The sequence below is a fragment of the Sphingomonas sp. genome, from assembly GCF_013816785.1.
In the GTDB taxonomy this organism is placed as follows: domain Bacteria; phylum Pseudomonadota; class Alphaproteobacteria; order Sphingomonadales; family Sphingomonadaceae; genus Sphingomicrobium.
The window spans coordinates 22,078-37,634 of record NZ_JACDDV010000016.1; the positions used below are offsets into that span (position 1 = coordinate 22,078).

Consider the following 15,557-nt stretch of genomic DNA (forward strand, 5'->3'; position numbering starts at 1 on the left):
AATGGCCGACCCGACTCCGCTCGAAGCAATTCGTCTGCGCCTGGCCCTCGCGGTCGGCGAACATGCGGTGTTCGACGGCTGGACCCCGGCGGCGGTCAACAGCGCGGCGGCCCAGCTCGGCATCGACCCGGCCCAGGCACGCCTTGCCTTTCCCAAAAATCCGGCCGCGATGGTCGAAGCATGGATCGATGGCGTCGACGCGGCGATGGTCGCCCATTTCACAACCGAAGTGATCGCGGCGATGAAGGTTCGCGACCGGATACGCTCGATGATCTGGTTCCGGCTCGAAACCGCGGGCGAAGCGCGCGAGGCGGTGCGCACGGCGCTCGCTGTCCTCGCCATGCCGCAAAACGCTGCGCTGGGGCTTCGCACCGCCTGGCGCTCGGCCGATTTGATGTGGCGGCTGGCGGGCGACACCGCGACCGACTTCAATCATTATTCCAAGCGTCTAATCCTGTCGGGTGTCTATGGCTCGACCTTGGTCGCCTGGATCGACGACCAGTCCGAAGCCTGGTCCGACACTGCCGCCTTCCTCGACCGGCGGCTGGCAGGCGTGATGAGATTCGAGAAATGGAAGAGCCAATGGCGTGGTAGCGAGCTTCGCCGGCCGAGCCTCTCGCGCTTTCTGGGTCGGCTCCGATACCCTGCGCGCTGACTCCGGGCTTCCCTTTGCTCGCTGTTAATGATAATCAGTCGCAAATGAAGCCTGCCATCTCCCTCGACGAGCTCAAGCTTGGCCGCCGTGCACTTATCGCCAAGATCGATTGGGCGGCGCTGGAGGCGGGCGACGCCTCGCGACTCCGGCATTTCGGCTTCGACGAGGGTGTGGCGGTCGAGCCCTTGCATCTCGGGCCGTTCGGTAATGATCCGTTGGCGGTGCGGGTTGGGCGCATGACCGTCGCCATTCGCCGCGCCCATGCGCGCGCGGTCCGTGTGATTCCCGAGGCGGCGTGACCCCGCTCCCGCTGATCGCGGTGGTCGGCAATCCCAATGCCGGAAAGAGCGTGTTGTTCAACGCACTGACCGGCGCGCGGCAGAAGGTCGGCAATTATCCCGGCGTTACCGTCGAGCGCCACGTCGGCAAGACCAGCCTGCCCGACGGCATGCCGGTCGAACTGGTCGACCTGCCCGGCGCTTACGGCCTTGACCCGACCAGCCCCGACGAGGCGGTGACCCGCGACGTGCTGCTCGGCAAGCAGGCCGGCGAACGGCTGCCGCAGGCGTTGCTGATCGTGCTCGACGCGTCAAACCTCGACAATCATTTGCGCTTCACACTGCAACTGCTCGATCTCGGATTGCCGACGGTCATCGCCCTCAACATGGTCGACCTCGCCAAGCGCGACGGGCTGATCCTAGACCCGAAGAAACTCGAGGCCGAGCTTGGCGTGCCGGTGGTCGAGACGGTCGCGGTCCGCAAGCGCGGCATCGACGATCTCCTTGCACGGTTCGGCGAAATACTGGTCCAGCCGCGCAAGATTCGCGCCGGCGAAGGACCGAGCCACGACCCGCTCCAGCTCCAGCGCCGGGCGCGCGAGATCGCCCTTGCCGCCATCATTAGCGAGACGCCGACGCGGCGGTTGACCCACCGGCTCGACGGGCTGTTCCTCCATCCGCTGGCCGGTCCGATCATCCTCGCGGCGATATTGTTCGTGATGTTCCAGGCGGTGTTCGCATGGTCGGCGATCCCGGCCGATGCGCTCGAAGGGGTTACGCTAGCCACAGGCCAGTGGCTCGGCGCGGCGCTGCCCGACGGGGTGCTGCGCTCGCTGATCGTCGACGGCCTGTTCGCGGGGGTCGGCGCGGTGATCGTCTTCCTGCCGCAGATCCTGATCCTGTTCCTGTTCATCCTGGTGCTCGAATCGACCGGCTACATGGTCCGCGCGGCCTTTCTGATGGACCGGCTGATGAGTCACGCCGGCCTTTCAGGCCGCGCCTTCATCCCTTTGCTGTCGAGCTTCGCCTGCGCCGTCCCCGGCATCATGGCGACCCGCACCATTGCCGACCCCAAGGACCGGCTAACGACAATTCTGGTCGCGCCGCTGATGACATGTTCGGCCCGGCTGCCGGTCTATACGTTGGTCATCGGCGCCTTCATTCCCGCGCGAAACGTGCTTCCCGGCGTCGGACTGCAGGGCATCATTCTGTTCGGGCTGTACGTTATCGGCGTCGTCGGCGCCTTGCTCGCCGCGCTCGTGCTTCGCCGCACGGTGGTCAGGGGCGGTGGCGGCGCCTTCATGATGGAGCTGCCCAAATATCAGCTGCCGCGCGTTACCGACGTGGCCATTGGGCTGTGGCAGCGCGCGTTGATCTTTTTGAAACGGGCCGGCGGCATCATCCTCACCACTACGTTGATCCTTTGGGCGTTGGCCAGTTTTCCGCAGGCCGGACCGGGCCAGAAACAATCGGATGTATCGATCGCCGGTCATGTCGCCGACGGCATCCACTTCGTCGTCGCCCCGATCGGCTTCAACAAGGATATCAGCCTCGCGCTGCTTCCGGCGATGGCGGCGCGCGAAGTGGCGGTGGCGGCGATCGGTACCGTCTATGCGCTTGACGCCGGTAACCAGAAAGGGCTTGAAACGCTGAGCGATCGGCTGGCCGGCCGCTGGAGCCTGGCCACCGCGCTGGCCTTCCTCGCCTGGTTCGTGTTCGCGCCGCAATGCATCTCGACCATTGCCGTCACTCGGCGCGAGACCAACGGTTGGCGCTGGCCGCTGTTCATGGTCACTTATCTGTTCGTCCTAGCCTATCTCGCGGCAGGGGCGACCTATTGGCTGGCGGTCGCGGCGGGGCTTTAGGCACCGTCACTCGGGAAGTTGGCAGACCAGCTCGACCAGCCGATTATCCGGATCGCGCAGATAGCCGGCGTAATAGTTCGGGTGAATGTGCGGCGCGAGAGCCGGTTCGAGGTCGGTAACGTGGCCGCCCGTGGCCCCCGCTTTCCAGCCCGCGTCGACGACCGCGCGGGTCGGCGCGGCAAAGGCGAAGTGGACGTTGGCCGATGGCTCGCCTTCGATCAGGAAAAGGTCCATTGCCTGTCCCGCGCCGAAGCCTTTCGTCGGCCCGTTCATTTTTAGGGAGTAGCCGAGCGGCGCAAGAACTTCCTCATAGAAGCGGACCGAAGCCTCCATTTTCAGCGTGCGTAGTTCCAAATGGTCGATCATTCCGGCCTATGTCCTTTTCATCTAACTCGACCCTTACGTTTTAGCGCGCACTCCCGCGTGAGTTATGCAAATAAGCTGCAAAAGGCGCAGGATAATTGCCTCATCCTGCCGGAAAGCGAGCGAACCATGCGCAATCCGCCTTGCGACAAACTGGATCGGGAACTGCTTGTCGCCGTCCAGCACGATGGCGCACTGACAAACGAGCAATTGTCCCGGAAAATTGGCCTATCGCCATCTGCCATTCAGCGGCGCCTCCGCCGCCTCGAGGCTACCGGGACAATCGAGCGCAGGGTCGCGATCGTCGACCCCTCAAAGGTCGGCTATGGCGCATTGTTCGTTGTCGCGGTGGAGGTCGAACGCGAACGGCAGGAGCTTGTTCAACCGCTGCGCGCCTGGCTGCGTTTCGAACCGGCGATTCAGCAGGCCTATTATGTGACCGGGGGTACCGATTATGTGCTGATCGTTACCGCCCGCGATATCGGCGAGTTTGATTCCTTGATGTCCCGCATGATGGTCGAGAATAAGAATATCCGCCGATTCACCACCAATGTCGTGATGAGCGCGATCAAGCGAGGGTTGTTCGTCCCCGTCGCATAAGCTTCGCCTTGCGGTCGGGGAATTGCCCGTCTAGCGATCGTGTGATCGAACGATGGAAGGTACAGCGATGGCCGGCGTGAACAAAGTGATTTTGGTCGGCAATTTGGGCCAGGATCCCGAATCGCGGTCGTTCGCCAACGGCGGCGAGGTCGTCAATTTGCGCATCGCGACGTCAGAGAATTGGAAGGACCGTGACGGCAACCGACAGGAACGGACCGAATGGCACTCGGTCGCGATCTTCAACGAGAATCTCGGCCGGGTCGCGAAATCCTATCTGCGCAAGGGCAGCAAAGTCTATATCGAAGGCCAGATTCAGACCCGCAAATGGCAGGATCAGTCGGGCGCCGACCGCTACACTACCGAAGTCGTGCTACAGAAATTTCGCGGCGAACTGGTCCTGCTCGATGCGCGCGGCGAAGGTGGCGGGGGCGGTGCATCGGGCGGCAGCTTTGACGACGCCGCGTCGGGCGGCGGGTTTGGCGGTTCGGCCTATGGTGGCGGCGGCTCGAAGCCCCAGTCGCGCCCGCAGCCTGCGGCGTTCGACACCGACCTCGACGACGACGTGCCGTTCTAAGTCGGGCCGTTCCAGGTCAGGTTTCGCTCATCTTGCCCTTGAGCGCGGCCAAAGCGGCAAACGGGCCGGCTTCTTCCTCGCTCAGTACACCCGCCTCGTGCAGCGCCGTGTCGGCGTCGGCGCTTCGTGGATAGGGAGTGAGCGTCAGCGCGAGTGTGTCGGCGATGGCGCCGCCGAGGTCGATCGCCTGACCGTCATGGAACAGTGTGTCGAGTTCCGCGGCGCCCAATTCGATTTCCTCTGCGCTTCCCGGCGGGGGAGCCGGAACGAACAACAGGTCGAACGCCTCGTCGACATGCTCAGGAACCGGCTCGCCCGTAGCGACGCAGGCTTGAGCCAGCGACGCCTTCAATCGTCCGGAAGCGCGGATTCGCTCGCCGTCGCGAAATACTACGACATGCGCATCGAGCCGGTCGAGCGACAACAGGCGCAACCGCTCGGCAATCGCCGCGCATTCAGCCTCGTCGGCGGTGATGTCGATCCGCTCGCCGTCGCGGATCCGGTCGAGCGTCAGCCGATGGGCGAAATCGCTCACGCGATACGGCCTTCAATCAGGTTCCGGTCGACGGCCCCGCCGAGCCCCTCGTCGAACCGGCGCAGCGCTTCGGTCGTATAGGTCACAGCGCTTTCCACCGATGGTGGCGAATCGCGATAGATGCTGAACGATACCGCCTCGTCCCAGCCGATCTCACCGCTACGGGCGCGTCGCCAGCGATCGACTCGGGCGGCCAGGGCCCCGACCATCGATCGCACCTGCTTGCCGATAGAGGGGTCGCCAAACCCTTCCTCGCGCATTTGCGCGTCCATGTCGGCGATGAAGCTTTCGGTTAGCGCGACCGAATGACGGACGGCCGCCTCGCCGCCCTCCTCCAGTCGCAAGATGGTCAGCGCCGTGAGGCTGGCCAGCACCGCGAATCGGCCGTCGAGCGAGTCGGCGACGCCGCCCTCGACATACCAGGCCGGGCGCCGGGCCTCGGCCACCACCGCGGCGTAGAGCGCTCCGGCATCGGCACCCTTGGGACGCAGCATGGCCATGATTGAGCGCATCGCTTTTCTCCTTTTGGCGACAGCGGCTTGCGCGGGCCGCCTTGGTCCGCATATTGAGCGTCGGCGGGCAAGTGACAAGCCGCGCCGATCCTGTGGAGATGAATGAATGGCCAAGCGCAGTTTTGCAGCGATTCTCGGGCTGGGACTGGCGCTGACCGCCTGCGCCGGGATTCGCGACCATCGCGGGTTCGTGCTCGACCAGGCGCTGGCCGACGGCATTCAGGTCGGCGTCGATAACAAGGATTCGGTGGCGAAAACGCTCGGCCGGCCAACCTTTACCGGCCAGTTCGACCCCAACGAATGGTATTATGTCTCCCGCGACACGTCGACGTTCGCGTTCCGCGAGCCGCGCGTTACCGAGCAGAAAGTGCTGCGCGTCAACTTCAACCAGGCCGGTAACGTCGTAGCCGTCAGCAAAAGCGGTAAGGAACTGATCGCGTCGGTAGATCCGGCGGGCGACAAGACCCCGACGCTGGGCCGCAAGAAGAGCTTCTTCAACGAACTGTTCGGGAATATCGGCACCATCTCGCAGCCGGGCCTTCCGGGATCGCAGAAACAGTAGAAGCGCTCGCGGCGCTTGTCGCCGCTCGGCGTCATCGCCTAAGCCCGTCGGCATGACCGCGACCCCAGCCGGCATGACCTATGCCGATTATTTGCACCTCGACGCGATATTGTCGGCCCAGCAACCGCGCTCCGAGCTGCATGACGAAATGTTGTTCGTCATCATTCATCAGACCAAGGAATTGTGGCTGAAGCAAATGCTTCACGAGGTGAAGCTGGCCTGCTTGCTGATCCGCGAAGACCGCTTTCCCGAGGCGTACAAGGCGCTGTCGCGGATCAGCCGCATCTGGACGGTGATGACCCTGTCCTGGGACGTGCTCGCGACCCTCACCCCGGTCGACTATAACGCGTTTCGCGATGTGCTCGGGACCTCGTCGGGTTTTCAGTCAGCGCAGTTCCGCGAGCTGGAGTTCCGGCTGGGGATCAAGGATCCCAAATATCTCGATTTTTTCGAAGGCGGCGTCGAATCACAGGGAAAGCTTCGAAACGCGCTCGCCGAGCCGTCGCTGTGGGAAGAGGCCAACGCGGCGCTCGCCCGGGCGGGTTTTGCGATTGCGGACGAAGGCTCGGTGCGGTACGCATGGCTTGAGATTTATCGCCGTCCGGATGAATATTTCGGCCTCTATCAACTGGCCGAAAAGCTGGTCGATCTCGACGATGCCTTCGCCGCTTGGCGGCACAAGCACATGCTGACGATCGAGCGGATCATCGGCATGAAGAAGGGCACCGGCGGGTCGGCCGGGGTCGCCTATCTCGCCTCTACCCTGACCAAGCGCGCCTTTCCCGAACTATGGTCGCTGAGGACCGAACTTTGAGTTTCAAGCCGCTCTTTTCAAAGAGCCTAGCCGCGGCACCGCAACGCCTTCACCTCGCCGCGCACAGCCATCATCTGTGGCCCGACGCCTCGTTCGAAGGCCAGGTCGCATGTTGGGAGGATGCCGCGCGCCTTGTCGACCGCAAGTGGGATCGGGTGATGGGCGAGGTGTGGTCCGAGGCACAAGCCCATGTCGCCGCCGAGCTTGGCAGCGGCGACCCATCGGCGATCGTCTTCGCCGCCAATACCCACGACTTCCTCCTTCGCCTCGCCGCCGCCTGCCCGCGCCGGGACGGTCCGCCGCTGCGCGTCTTGATGAGCGACGGCGAATTTCACTCCGCGCGACGGCAGATGGCGAGGTGGGAAGAATCGGGCGACATCGTGCTCACCAAGATCGCCGCCGAGCCGTTCGACGATTTTTCGGCGCGCTTCCTCGCTGCGGCGTTGCGCGGCGGTCACGACCTGATTTTGGTCAGCCAGGTTTTGTTCGGCAGCGGCCGCCTGTTCGATGAGGTGGCCAGTCTTGCGGGCCTCGCGGCGTCCGATGGGCCGTGGGTAGTGATCGACGGCTATCACGCGTTTATGGCGATCGAGACGCCGGTTTCCGCCGAGATCGCCGCGTCCGCCTTCGTCCTCGCCGGCGGCTATAAATATGCGATGGCCGGCGAGGGGATGGCCTTCATGCATTGCCCGCCCGGCTTCGGCCCACGCCCGCCGCTGACCGGATGGTATGCCGAGTTCGACGATCTGACGCTGGCGCCCGGCCTGGTCGGCTATGCGCCGGACGCGATGCGGTTTATGGGCGCGACGTTCGACCCGTCGGCACTTTATCGTTTCAATGCGATTCAGCGAATGCTGGACGAAAATGGTCTCGATACCGCTCGCATCTCGGCGCGTGTCGCGACGCTCCAGGGCCGGTTGCTCGACGTCATCGCCGACACCGCGCTGGGCCGGGCCGAGCTGCTGAACCCGCTCGGCGGCACGTCCCACGCCAGGTTTCTCGCCTTTCGCAGCCCCCGTGCTCAGCGCTGGTGCGGCGAGTTGATGAACGCCGACTGCATCACCGATGTGCGCGGAGACGTGCTGCGCATCGGCCTTGGCCTCTACCATGACGAAGGTGATATCGACGCCTTTGCCACACTGGCGGCGGATCTCGACTAACGAGCCGAAGTACAAATATGCCGCCAGCGGGCGGTGCTCGGCGGACCTTCACCCTGCGCCTCACCACGCGCTACTGAGGGCTCTCGCGACGGGCGGCTCTAGCGCCGCCCGTCGCTCGCCGCTAGCACGGCGGTCAAGAGGAGCGCGACGTGATCGACAGCGACGACACTCACGCGGTGCGTGGCCGCAATTTGATGATGGCGATGCTGGTCCTCGCCTACACGCTCAACTTCGTCGACCGGCAGATCATCGGAATTCTCGCCGAGCCGATCAAGGCGGACTTGAAGTTGACCGATGCTGAGCTTGGCTGGATGGGGGGCACCGCTTTCGCATTATTTTACACCGCGCTGGCCATTCCGTTGGCGATGCTTGCCGACCGCAAGGACCGCAGCTGGATCATCGCCATCGGCCTCGCCTTGTGGAGCGCGGCGACCGCGGCGTGCGGGTTGGCAGCCAATTTCTGGCAGTTGTTCGCCGCGCGGATGAGCGTCGGCATCGGCGAGGCGGCCGGGGTCGCCCCGGCCTATTCGCTGATTACCGACTATTACCCACCACAGCGCCGCGCCCGAGCCCTCGCCATCTTTTCGCTCGGCATTCCGCTGGGCGGTGCCGCCGGCGTGCTGTTCGGTGGGCTTATCGCGGCCCGGATCGACTGGCGCTACGCCTTCCTGATCATCGGTCTGCTCGGCGTCCTGTTCGCACCCTTGTTCAAATTCATCGTGCGCGACCCCGGTCATGGCCGCTCCGAGGAGGGTCCGCGCGTCGCCGCGCCCGCGCTCGGCCTGGTGTTCCGCACGATCGCCTCCAAGCCCGCCTTCTGGCTGCTCAGCTTCGGCGCCGGCACCGCCAGCCTGGTTTCCTACGGTCTCGCCTTCTGGATCCCGAGCATATTGGCGCGTAGCTATGGCCTCGACCTCACCGAACGCTCCTTGCTGTTCGCCGCCATCCTGCTGATCGGCGGGGCCACCGGAATTTGGCTCGGCGGCGTCGCCGGCGACCGGCTTGGCAACGCCCATCCGCGGGGCTACGCGCTAGTCCCGGCGGTGGCTTTTGCCATCACCCTGCCTGCCTATCTTCTCGCGTTCTCCACTCAGACGTTATGGCTCTCGTCACTGCTGTTCCTCGTCCCCGGGGCGCTTGGGCTGATGTGGATTGGCCCGGTGGTGACCGCAATCACCAGGCTGGTCCCGCCGGAAATGCGCGCGACCGCCGCGGCCCTGTACCTGTTCATCCTCAATCTTATAGGCCTCGGCCTCGGATCGACCGTCATCGGCGCTATCTCGGACGCGTTGACGGTCCGCTTCGGCGATGAGGCGTTGCGCTACTCGGCGATGGCAACGACCAGCCTTTACGCGCTTGCCGCGCTGCTGATGTGGCTCGCCTCGCGGCGGCTGTCGCGCGACCTTGAGCCCAGCCTTTCGCCAGCATGAACGACGGAACGGAGCGCCTTTCGAGCCGTTGACCGGGCTCGAAGGAGATTACTCATGACCAAGTGGATGCTTGCTGCCGGCGCGGCTGCGCTGGCTATTTCTACGCCCGCCCTCGCTCAGAAGGGCGGCCACGGCGGCGACAAGGGACAGGGCGGCGGCCAGCCGGCCAAGGCGGAACATGGCGGCGGCGGCCAGGCCAAGGCTGATCGTGGCGGCGGCGACATGCGCGGTGGCGGTCAGGCGATGAAGGCCGACCGCGGCGGACATGGCGGTGGCGCTATGCAGCACGCCGATCGCCAAAAGGCGGCGCACATCCAGCGGCAGGAGTCGCGCGGGAATGGCAAGGTGTTTGCCGGGCGTGGCAACGATCACGTCAAAGTAAACGCTAAAAGCAACCGCGGTGCCGAACGCGTGCTCGTGGGCGACGTCAATCGTGGTAACGACCGCATTGCCGCTCGCGATTTCGACGGCGACCGCAGCTTCGTACCGCGCTGGAACGCGAATGGGCTCGTTCGCGGGTTCGACGATGGGTGCCCACCGGGCCTTGCCAAGAAGAACAACGGCTGCCTGCCTCCGGGCCAGGCGAAAAAGCTGGTCGGGACATTGCTGCCGGCCTCCATCCTCGGGCAGTCGCTCGTCGGGCCGTACCGTGACTGGTACCGCGATGACGCCAACTACCTCTATCGCAGCGACGACAATTATATCTACCGGGTGCGCCGCAACGGCGGATTGATCGACGCATTGTTCCCGTCTTACGACCGCAACTATTATTATTATCCGGTCGGGATGCAGTACCCGCAGGACTATAATTATTACAACATTCCCCAACAGTATCAGAGCTTTTACCCTGACGGTGGGGACTATTCGTATCGCTATGGCGACGGCGCGATCTACCAGGTCAACCGCTCGAACGGGTTGATCGGCGGAATCGCCGCTCTGCTGGCAGGCGACCTTGCGGTCGGGCAGCAGCTGCCCCAGTCCTACGGCGCCTACAATGTGCCGTTGGACTATCGCGATCGCTATTTTGACACGCCGGACAACATGTACCGGTACAATGATGGCAACATCTATCGGGTCGATCCGACGACGCAGCTGATCACCGCGGTGATCAACGCGATCGTCTAACGATCTAAGGTGCCGCGCGAGCGCATATCGGCTCGCGCGGCACAACTGTTCCCGCGACGCGAGATTGGAGAATATGAATGATCCGTATCCGGATGACGACTGGTGGCGCGCTGGCGCTTCTGCTGGTGCTCGGTGCGTGCGATCAAAAAGCAGGCGAAGCCGCGCCCAAAACCGAGGCCGCCCAGGAAGCGGCGGGCAAGTCGACCCTCGCTGACGGACTTGGCGATGCGTCCAAATTCACCGCCGCGGCCAAGGCGGCCGGGCTCGACGGCACTTTGGCGGGGCCTGGTCCTTACACCGTGCTGGTGCCGAGCGACGCGGCGTTCGACAAGCTCCCAGCTGGGGCGCTCGACGGGTTGATGAAGGAAGACGCCCGGGCCGAACTGACCGGCGTCTTGACCTATCATATCCTGCCCGGGACGATCCTCGCAGCCGACATCGGCAAAGCAATCGACGCCGGTAAGGGCAAGGCGCTGCTCGCGACGATGGCCGGCGGCACGCTGACCGCCACCCGCGACGGCAAGGATATCATCATCTCGGACGCGGCCGGGACCAAGGCGCGCATCACCGGCGCCGACGAGGAGAAATCCAACGGCATCATCCACCGCATCGATGCGGTGCTGATGCCGAGCTAATCGTCCCCGGCTACACCGATTTTGCGCTTCCTCCCCCGCCCCGTCTCGCTATAACGAACCGGCAGACGCGGCGAAGGGGTTAGGTTCACAATGAAGGCGACGATCGAACGGACGACCCTCCTCAAAACCCTGGGCCATGTCCAGTCGGTGGTCGAGCGGCGCAACACCATCCCGATCTTGTCCAACGTGCTGATCGAGGCGCGCGACGACGGCTCACTGCGGTTAATGGCCACTGACCTTGATCTGCAGGTCGACGAAAGCGTCCCCGCGCAGGTCAGCCAGGCCGGCGCGACGACCGTCTCGGCCCACACCTTCTTCGACATCGTCCGCAAGCTGCCCGAAGGCAGTCAGGTCGAAATCTCCGCCGCCGAGGGCAAGATGCAGGTTCTCGCCGGCCGCGCCCGCTTCAACCTGTCGACCCTGCCGCGCGACGATTTTCCGGTCATCGCCGAAGGCGAGCTTCCGACCCGCTTCGAGCTGCCCGCCCAGACGCTTCGCCAGATCATCGACAAGACACGCTTCGCCATCTCGAGCGAAGAGACACGCTATTATCTGATGGGCATCTTCCTCCACGTCGCCGACGAGAAGCTGAAGGCGGCCGCGACCGACGGCCACCGACTCGCCCGCGTCACCGTCGACAAGCCCGACGGTGCCGACGGCATGCCCGACATCATCATCCCCAAGAAATGCGTGGGCGAATTGCGCAAATTGCTCGACGAGGTCGAGGGCACGGTCGAAGTTTCGCTGTCGCCTACCAAGGTCCGCTTCGGCCTTGGCGCCGCGGTGCTGACCTCGAAGCTGATCGACGGCACCTTCCCCGACTATAATCGCGTCATCCCGACCGGGAACGACAAGCTGCTCAAGCTCGATCCGAAAAGCTTCATGGCCGGGGTCGATCGCGTCGCCACCATCGCCAGCGAGAAAACCCGCGCGGTCAAGATGGCGGTCGACCGCGACAAGGTGACGCTCAGCGTGACCAGCCCCGAAAACGGTCTCGCGGTCGAGGAACTCGCCGCCGATTATGGATCGGACGCGCTCGAAATTGGCTTCAACGCCCGCTACCTGATGGACATCCTTCATGAAATCGACGGCGACAGCGTCGAGGTCCATCTGGCCGACGCCGCCGCGCCGACCCTGCTGCGCGAAAACGACAAATCCAACGCGCTCTACGTGCTGATGCCGATGCGGGTATGACGGTTTGCCGCCAGTGGCGCGGCTGGACCACGCCCGAAAACGCCGCGGTTTATGAGGGGATTGTTCGCGGCGAAGTCATCCCCGGCATCGAGACGCGCAAGATCCCCGGATTTCGCCATATCGACCTGATGCGCCGCGACCTGGGCGACGAGGTCGAGTTCCAGACATTGATGTGGTTCGACAGCATCGACGCGATCGTCGCCTTCATGGGCGAGGATTATACGGTCAGTCACGTCCCCGCCGCTGCCCGCGCGGTCCTGACCCGCTTCGACGCCTATGCGGTCCATTATGAGGTGCTCGACCAGCGGACGCAGTAAGGCGAAGCGCAGTGCAATGCTGGGCATGCGCGGGCATCGGCTCTAAGCCGATCGTGTGCCGCTCACCCGCCTCTCGCTCACCGATTTCCGCAATCATCGCGACGCGTTGATCGAGCCGGGGCCGGGGTTTGTGCTGCTCTCGGGCCCAAACGGCGCGGGCAAGACCAATGTGCTGGAGGCGGTGTCGCTGCTGACGCCGGGGCGCGGGCTTCGTCAGGTTTCGATCTCGGACATGGCGCGCAGCGAGGGTCCGGGGGGTTTTGGAATAGCAGCCAAGCTCCAGTCGTTCGCCAACACGAACGGAGTTGTGGAGCTGGGGACCGGCGCATCCCCGACCGCCCCAGATCGCCGCCAGGTTCGCATCAACGGTACCCCAGCCTCGGTCAATTCTTTGAGCGAATGGCTCTCGGCTCTGTGGCTCACCCCGGCCATGGACCGTTTGTTCGCCGACAGCGCCGGGAATCGCCGCCGTTTTCTCGATCGCCTCACCCTTGCGCTCGATCCCGGTCACGCCACGCACGCGGCGCGTTACGAGGCGGCAATGCGGGCGCGCAACAAGTTGCTCGCCGAGCCAGAGGGGGCTGATCCGCACTGGCTTGCTGCGCTGGAGGTCGGCATGGCGGAGCATGGGGCGGCGCTTGGCAAAGCCCGCGCCTGCACCGTGGCAGCGTTGACCGAAGCGATGGCCGAGCTGCCCGACGACGATTTCCCGCGCGCCGCCCTCGCGCTCGATGGCTGGAATGGCGGAGCGCTCGCTACCGACCTCAAGGCCAGCCGCGGCCGGGACGCCGCCGCCGGCCGCGCCACCGTTGGCCCGCACCGACAGGATCTCGCCGTCACCCATGTCGCCAAAGGCCAACGCGCCGCGCGCGGCTCGACCGGCGAGCAGAAGGCGCTGCTACTCGGCCTCGTCCTCGCTCATGCCGAGCTGGTGGCCGACTGTCGCGGGGCGCCGCCGATCCTGTTGCTCGACGAAGTCGCCGCACACCTCGACCCGGCGCGCCGCGCCGCGCTGTTCGCCCGCCTTGAGGGACGCGGCCAGGTGTGGATGACCGCGACGGAGCCCAACCTGTTCGCCGACATCGGCCCCTCGGCAAGCCGGTTTCATGTCGAGGCTGGAGCGATTTCACCCGCCTGACTGGACTTTTAATCTTTTCGCTCTATATCGCACTGCAACACGAGACGCCTAGCAAGCGGCGTGATCGGTCTCCCAGGAGGTCCCGGCCCGCGTCTCGACCCAGCTTTTCAAGCTTCCCATTTCACGCGGGGTGCTCAACCAACCCCGGATCGGACCGCGCCTAAAAAGCGCGGCCGCTCTTTTTGCATATTGGACTTTTTGTGACTCAATTCACCGACCTTGGGCTCTCGCAGCCGCTCCTCGACGCGCTCGCGACGAAGAATTATTCGACGCCGACGCCGATCCAGGTGCAGGCCATCCCGACCGTGCTGACCGGACGCGACCTGCTCGGCATCGCCCAGACCGGGACCGGCAAGACCGCGGCGTTCATGCTGCCGTCGCTCGACCGGCTGGCCGCCAACCGCGTCCACCCGATCCCGGCGCGCATCCGCATGCTGGTGCTCGCCCCGACCCGCGAACTCGCCGCGCAAATCGCCGAAAGCGCTCGCACTTATGCGCGCAACATCAGCTTGACCGTCGGCGCGATCTACGGCGGCACCGCACCGCGCAAGAGCGTGCGTGACGTCGCCCGCGGCCTCGATGTGCTGGTTGCCACGCCCGGCCGGCTGCTCGACCTGGTCGATCAGCGCGCGATCGATTTGAGCCGCCTCGAGATCCTCGTCCTCGACGAGGCCGACCAGATGCTCGACCTGGGCTTCATTCACGCCCTGAAGCGGATCGTTCAGCTCGTCCCCAAGCAGCGTCAGACTTTGTTCTTCTCGGCGACCATGCCCAAGGCGATCCGTGCCCTGGCCGATGCCTACTTGACCAACCCGGCCGAAGTCGCGGTTCGCCCGTCGGCGACCACTGCCGAGCGTATTGCCCAGACTGTCACTTACGTGAACCAGGCGGAAAAGGCCGCGCTGCTGACCTTGTTCCTCCAATCGGAAAAGCGCGAACGCACGCTGGTCTTCAGCCGCACCAAGCATGGCGCCGACAAGATCGTCCGTCAGCTTATAGCGGCCGGGCTCCAGGCCTCCGCGATCCACGGCAACAAGTCGCAGCCGCAGCGCGAACGCGCTATCGCCGCGTTCAAGTCGGGTCACGCCCCGGTGCTGATCGCGACCGATATCGCCGCGCGCGGGATCGATATTCCGGGCGTCAGCCACGTCGTCAACTTCGACCTGCCCGACGTTCCCGAACAATATGTCCACCGCATCGGCCGCACCGCGCGCGCCGGGGCGGAAGGCATTGCCATCGCTTATTGCGCGCCCGACGAGCGGGTCAATTTGCGCGACATTGAAAAGCTGACTCGATTGAAGCTCGATGTGGCCCCGCTGCCCGAGGGCTTCGTCGCGGCGGCCCAGGCCCTGAAGGCGCTTAAGCTGCCAGCCCCGGTGCGCGAAGAGCATGGCGGACGCGGCGGCGGCTATCGCGGCGATCGCAACGATCGCGGTGGCGAGCGTCGCTTCGCGCGTCCCTCGGACCCGCGCGTTGCGATCCAGCCGACCGGCGATCGTCGTCCCGACGCTTCTGCTCGGCCAAAGCCCGCCTATCGTCCCGACCGTGCCGCTCGTCCCGACGATGCGCCGCGCCGCGAATATGGCGCGTTCGGGGAAGCGGCTCGCCGCGATCAGCCCGGCCAGCGCCGTGACGGCGCCCCGCGTTCAGATCATGGTTATCGTGGCGACCGCCCGGCCCGCCCGGCGCATGATGGCCAGCGCCGGGACAGCGCGCCGCGTGCCGATCACGGCCAGCGTTCGGACCAGGGCCAGCGCCGCGACGGCGCTCCGCGTACCGAGGGCCAGCGCCATCCGCAGC

18 protein-coding genes are annotated in these 15,557 nt (G+C 65.0%); 15 read left to right on the plus strand and 3 right to left on the minus strand.

Annotated features, from left to right (window positions below):
* The first annotated feature begins 1 nt into the window (after nt 1).
* From H0W65_RS05225 to H0W65_RS05235, 3 genes are read left to right on the plus strand one after another with little or no spacing between them, the layout of a single operon-like run.
* Nucleotides 2–655 carry a COQ9 family protein gene (locus H0W65_RS05225; protein WP_294004796.1) on the plus strand — a complete coding sequence of 218 codons (654 nt, stop codon included), beginning with the start codon at nt 2–4 and terminating at the stop codon, nt 653–655.
* A 44-nt stretch (nt 656–699) separates the two neighbouring features.
* Nucleotides 700–954, plus strand: coding sequence for a FeoA family protein (locus tag H0W65_RS05230; RefSeq protein ID WP_294004799.1), 255 nt, complete (start codon nt 700–702; stop codon nt 952–954).
* Nucleotides 951–2,798, plus strand: coding sequence for a ferrous iron transporter B (locus tag H0W65_RS05235; protein ID WP_294004802.1), 1,848 nt, complete (start codon nt 951–953; stop codon nt 2,796–2,798). Before H0W65_RS05230 ends, H0W65_RS05235 begins: the two co-directional genes overlap by 4 nt.
* A 6-nt stretch (nt 2,799–2,804) precedes the next feature.
* Here H0W65_RS05235 and H0W65_RS05240 read toward each other — a convergent pair whose 3' ends face one another.
* The gene (locus H0W65_RS05240; protein ID WP_294004804.1) at nt 2,805–3,164 is read right to left on the minus strand and encodes a VOC family protein; all 360 of its coding nucleotides are present in this window, start codon (nt 3,162–3,164) and stop codon (nt 2,805–2,807) included.
* Between the two features lie 57 nt (nt 3,165–3,221).
* Between H0W65_RS05240 and H0W65_RS05245 the strand changes: the two genes are divergently transcribed.
* Both H0W65_RS05245 and ssb read left to right on the plus strand, forming a co-directional pair.
* Nucleotides 3,222–3,761 carry an Lrp/AsnC family transcriptional regulator gene (locus H0W65_RS05245; RefSeq protein WP_294004807.1) on the plus strand — a complete coding sequence of 180 codons (540 nt, stop codon included), beginning with the start codon at nt 3,222–3,224 and terminating at the stop codon, nt 3,759–3,761.
* 67 nt (nt 3,762–3,828) lie between these two features.
* The gene (ssb, locus tag H0W65_RS05250) at nt 3,829–4,335 is read left to right on the plus strand and encodes a single-stranded DNA-binding protein (protein ID WP_294004810.1); all 507 of its coding nucleotides are present in this window, start codon (nt 3,829–3,831) and stop codon (nt 4,333–4,335) included.
* 16 nt (nt 4,336–4,351) lie between these two features.
* On the opposite strand, the gene H0W65_RS05255 is transcribed toward ssb, so the two are convergent.
* Together H0W65_RS05255 and H0W65_RS05260 are read right to left on the minus strand one after the other, a co-directional pair.
* Nucleotides 4,352–4,870, minus strand: a complete 519-nt coding sequence (locus tag H0W65_RS05255) for a DUF177 domain-containing protein (RefSeq protein ID WP_294004813.1) — start codon at nt 4,868–4,870, stop codon at nt 4,352–4,354.
* Nucleotides 4,867–5,382 carry a ubiquinol-cytochrome C chaperone family protein gene (locus H0W65_RS05260; RefSeq protein ID WP_294004816.1) on the minus strand — a complete coding sequence of 172 codons (516 nt, stop codon included), beginning with the start codon at nt 5,380–5,382 and terminating at the stop codon, nt 4,867–4,869. The genes H0W65_RS05255 and H0W65_RS05260 overlap by 4 nt, the downstream gene beginning before the upstream one ends.
* Before the next feature lie 106 nt (nt 5,383–5,488).
* On the opposite strand from H0W65_RS05260, the gene H0W65_RS05265 reads away from it, so the two are divergent.
* The 10 genes from H0W65_RS05265 to H0W65_RS05310 all read left to right on the plus strand — a co-directional run.
* On the plus strand, nt 5,489–5,944 hold the full coding sequence (locus H0W65_RS05265) for an outer membrane protein assembly factor BamE (protein WP_294004819.1): 456 nt from the start codon (nt 5,489–5,491) through the stop codon (nt 5,942–5,944).
* A 52-nt stretch (nt 5,945–5,996) separates the two neighbouring features.
* On the plus strand, nt 5,997–6,758 hold the full coding sequence (locus H0W65_RS05270) for a tryptophan 2,3-dioxygenase family protein (RefSeq protein ID WP_294004822.1): 762 nt from the start codon (nt 5,997–5,999) through the stop codon (nt 6,756–6,758).
* Nucleotides 6,755–7,918: a class V aminotransferase gene (locus H0W65_RS05275; protein WP_294004825.1), complete on the plus strand. Its 1,164-nt coding sequence runs from the start codon at nt 6,755–6,757 to the stop codon at nt 7,916–7,918. Before H0W65_RS05270 ends, H0W65_RS05275 begins: the two co-directional genes overlap by 4 nt.
* 194 nt (nt 7,919–8,112) lie before the next feature.
* Nucleotides 8,113–9,348 (plus strand): MFS transporter, encoded by a 1,236-nt coding sequence (locus tag H0W65_RS05280; protein ID WP_294004845.1) that lies wholly within the window; start codon nt 8,113–8,115, stop codon nt 9,346–9,348.
* Between the two features lie 54 nt (nt 9,349–9,402).
* Nucleotides 9,403–10,473, plus strand: a complete 1,071-nt coding sequence (locus H0W65_RS05285) for a hypothetical protein (RefSeq protein WP_294004828.1) — start codon at nt 9,403–9,405, stop codon at nt 10,471–10,473.
* Between the two features lie 77 nt (nt 10,474–10,550).
* A complete protein-coding gene (locus H0W65_RS05290; RefSeq protein ID WP_294004831.1) occupies nt 10,551–11,108 on the plus strand; it encodes a fasciclin domain-containing protein in 558 nt (185 codons plus the stop codon).
* Between the two features lie 90 nt (nt 11,109–11,198).
* On the plus strand, nt 11,199–12,302 hold the full coding sequence (gene dnaN, locus H0W65_RS05295; protein WP_294004834.1) for a DNA polymerase III subunit beta: 1,104 nt from the start codon (nt 11,199–11,201) through the stop codon (nt 12,300–12,302).
* Nucleotides 12,299–12,619 (plus strand): hypothetical protein, encoded by a 321-nt coding sequence (locus H0W65_RS05300; protein ID WP_294004837.1) that lies wholly within the window; start codon nt 12,299–12,301, stop codon nt 12,617–12,619. Before dnaN ends, H0W65_RS05300 begins: the two co-directional genes overlap by 4 nt.
* Nucleotides 12,620–12,674: 55 nt before the next feature.
* Nucleotides 12,675–13,757 (plus strand): DNA replication/repair protein RecF, encoded by a 1,083-nt coding sequence (gene recF / locus H0W65_RS05305; protein ID WP_294004840.1) that lies wholly within the window; start codon nt 12,675–12,677, stop codon nt 13,755–13,757.
* A 200-nt stretch (nt 13,758–13,957) separates the two neighbouring features.
* On the plus strand, nt 13,958–15,557 hold a 1,600-nt coding region (locus tag H0W65_RS05310; protein WP_294004842.1), incomplete at its 3' end, for a DEAD/DEAH box helicase.

What these genes read in the sequence shown, in the direction of transcription:
- H0W65_RS05290 (WP_294004831.1), top strand. Translation starts at nt 10,551, where the DNA reads ATGATCCGTATCCGGATGACGACTGGTGGCGCGCTGGCGCTTCTGCTG.
- H0W65_RS05280 (WP_294004845.1), top strand. Translation starts at nt 8,113, where the DNA reads ATGATGGCGATGCTGGTCCTCGCCTACACGCTCAACTTCGTCGACCGG.
- H0W65_RS05300 (WP_294004837.1), top strand. Translation starts at nt 12,299, where the DNA reads ATGACGGTTTGCCGCCAGTGGCGCGGCTGGACCACGCCCGAAAACGCC.
- dnaN (WP_294004834.1), top strand. Translation starts at nt 11,199, where the DNA reads ATGAAGGCGACGATCGAACGGACGACCCTCCTCAAAACCCTGGGCCAT.
- H0W65_RS05230 (WP_294004799.1), top strand. Translation starts at nt 700, where the DNA reads ATGAAGCCTGCCATCTCCCTCGACGAGCTCAAGCTTGGCCGCCGTGCA.
- H0W65_RS05270 (WP_294004822.1), top strand. Translation starts at nt 5,997, where the DNA reads ATGACCGCGACCCCAGCCGGCATGACCTATGCCGATTATTTGCACCTC.
- H0W65_RS05265 (WP_294004819.1), top strand. Translation starts at nt 5,489, where the DNA reads ATGGCCAAGCGCAGTTTTGCAGCGATTCTCGGGCTGGGACTGGCGCTG.
- H0W65_RS05285 (WP_294004828.1), top strand. Translation starts at nt 9,403, where the DNA reads ATGACCAAGTGGATGCTTGCTGCCGGCGCGGCTGCGCTGGCTATTTCT.
- H0W65_RS05225 (WP_294004796.1), top strand. Translation starts at nt 2, where the DNA reads ATGGCCGACCCGACTCCGCTCGAAGCAATTCGTCTGCGCCTGGCCCTC.
- ssb (WP_294004810.1), top strand. Translation starts at nt 3,829, where the DNA reads ATGGCCGGCGTGAACAAAGTGATTTTGGTCGGCAATTTGGGCCAGGAT.
- H0W65_RS05260 (WP_294004816.1), bottom strand. Translation starts at nt 5,382, where the DNA reads ATGCGCTCAATCATGGCCATGCTGCGTCCCAAGGGTGCCGATGCCGGA.
- H0W65_RS05240 (WP_294004804.1), bottom strand. Translation starts at nt 3,164, where the DNA reads ATGATCGACCATTTGGAACTACGCACGCTGAAAATGGAGGCTTCGGTC.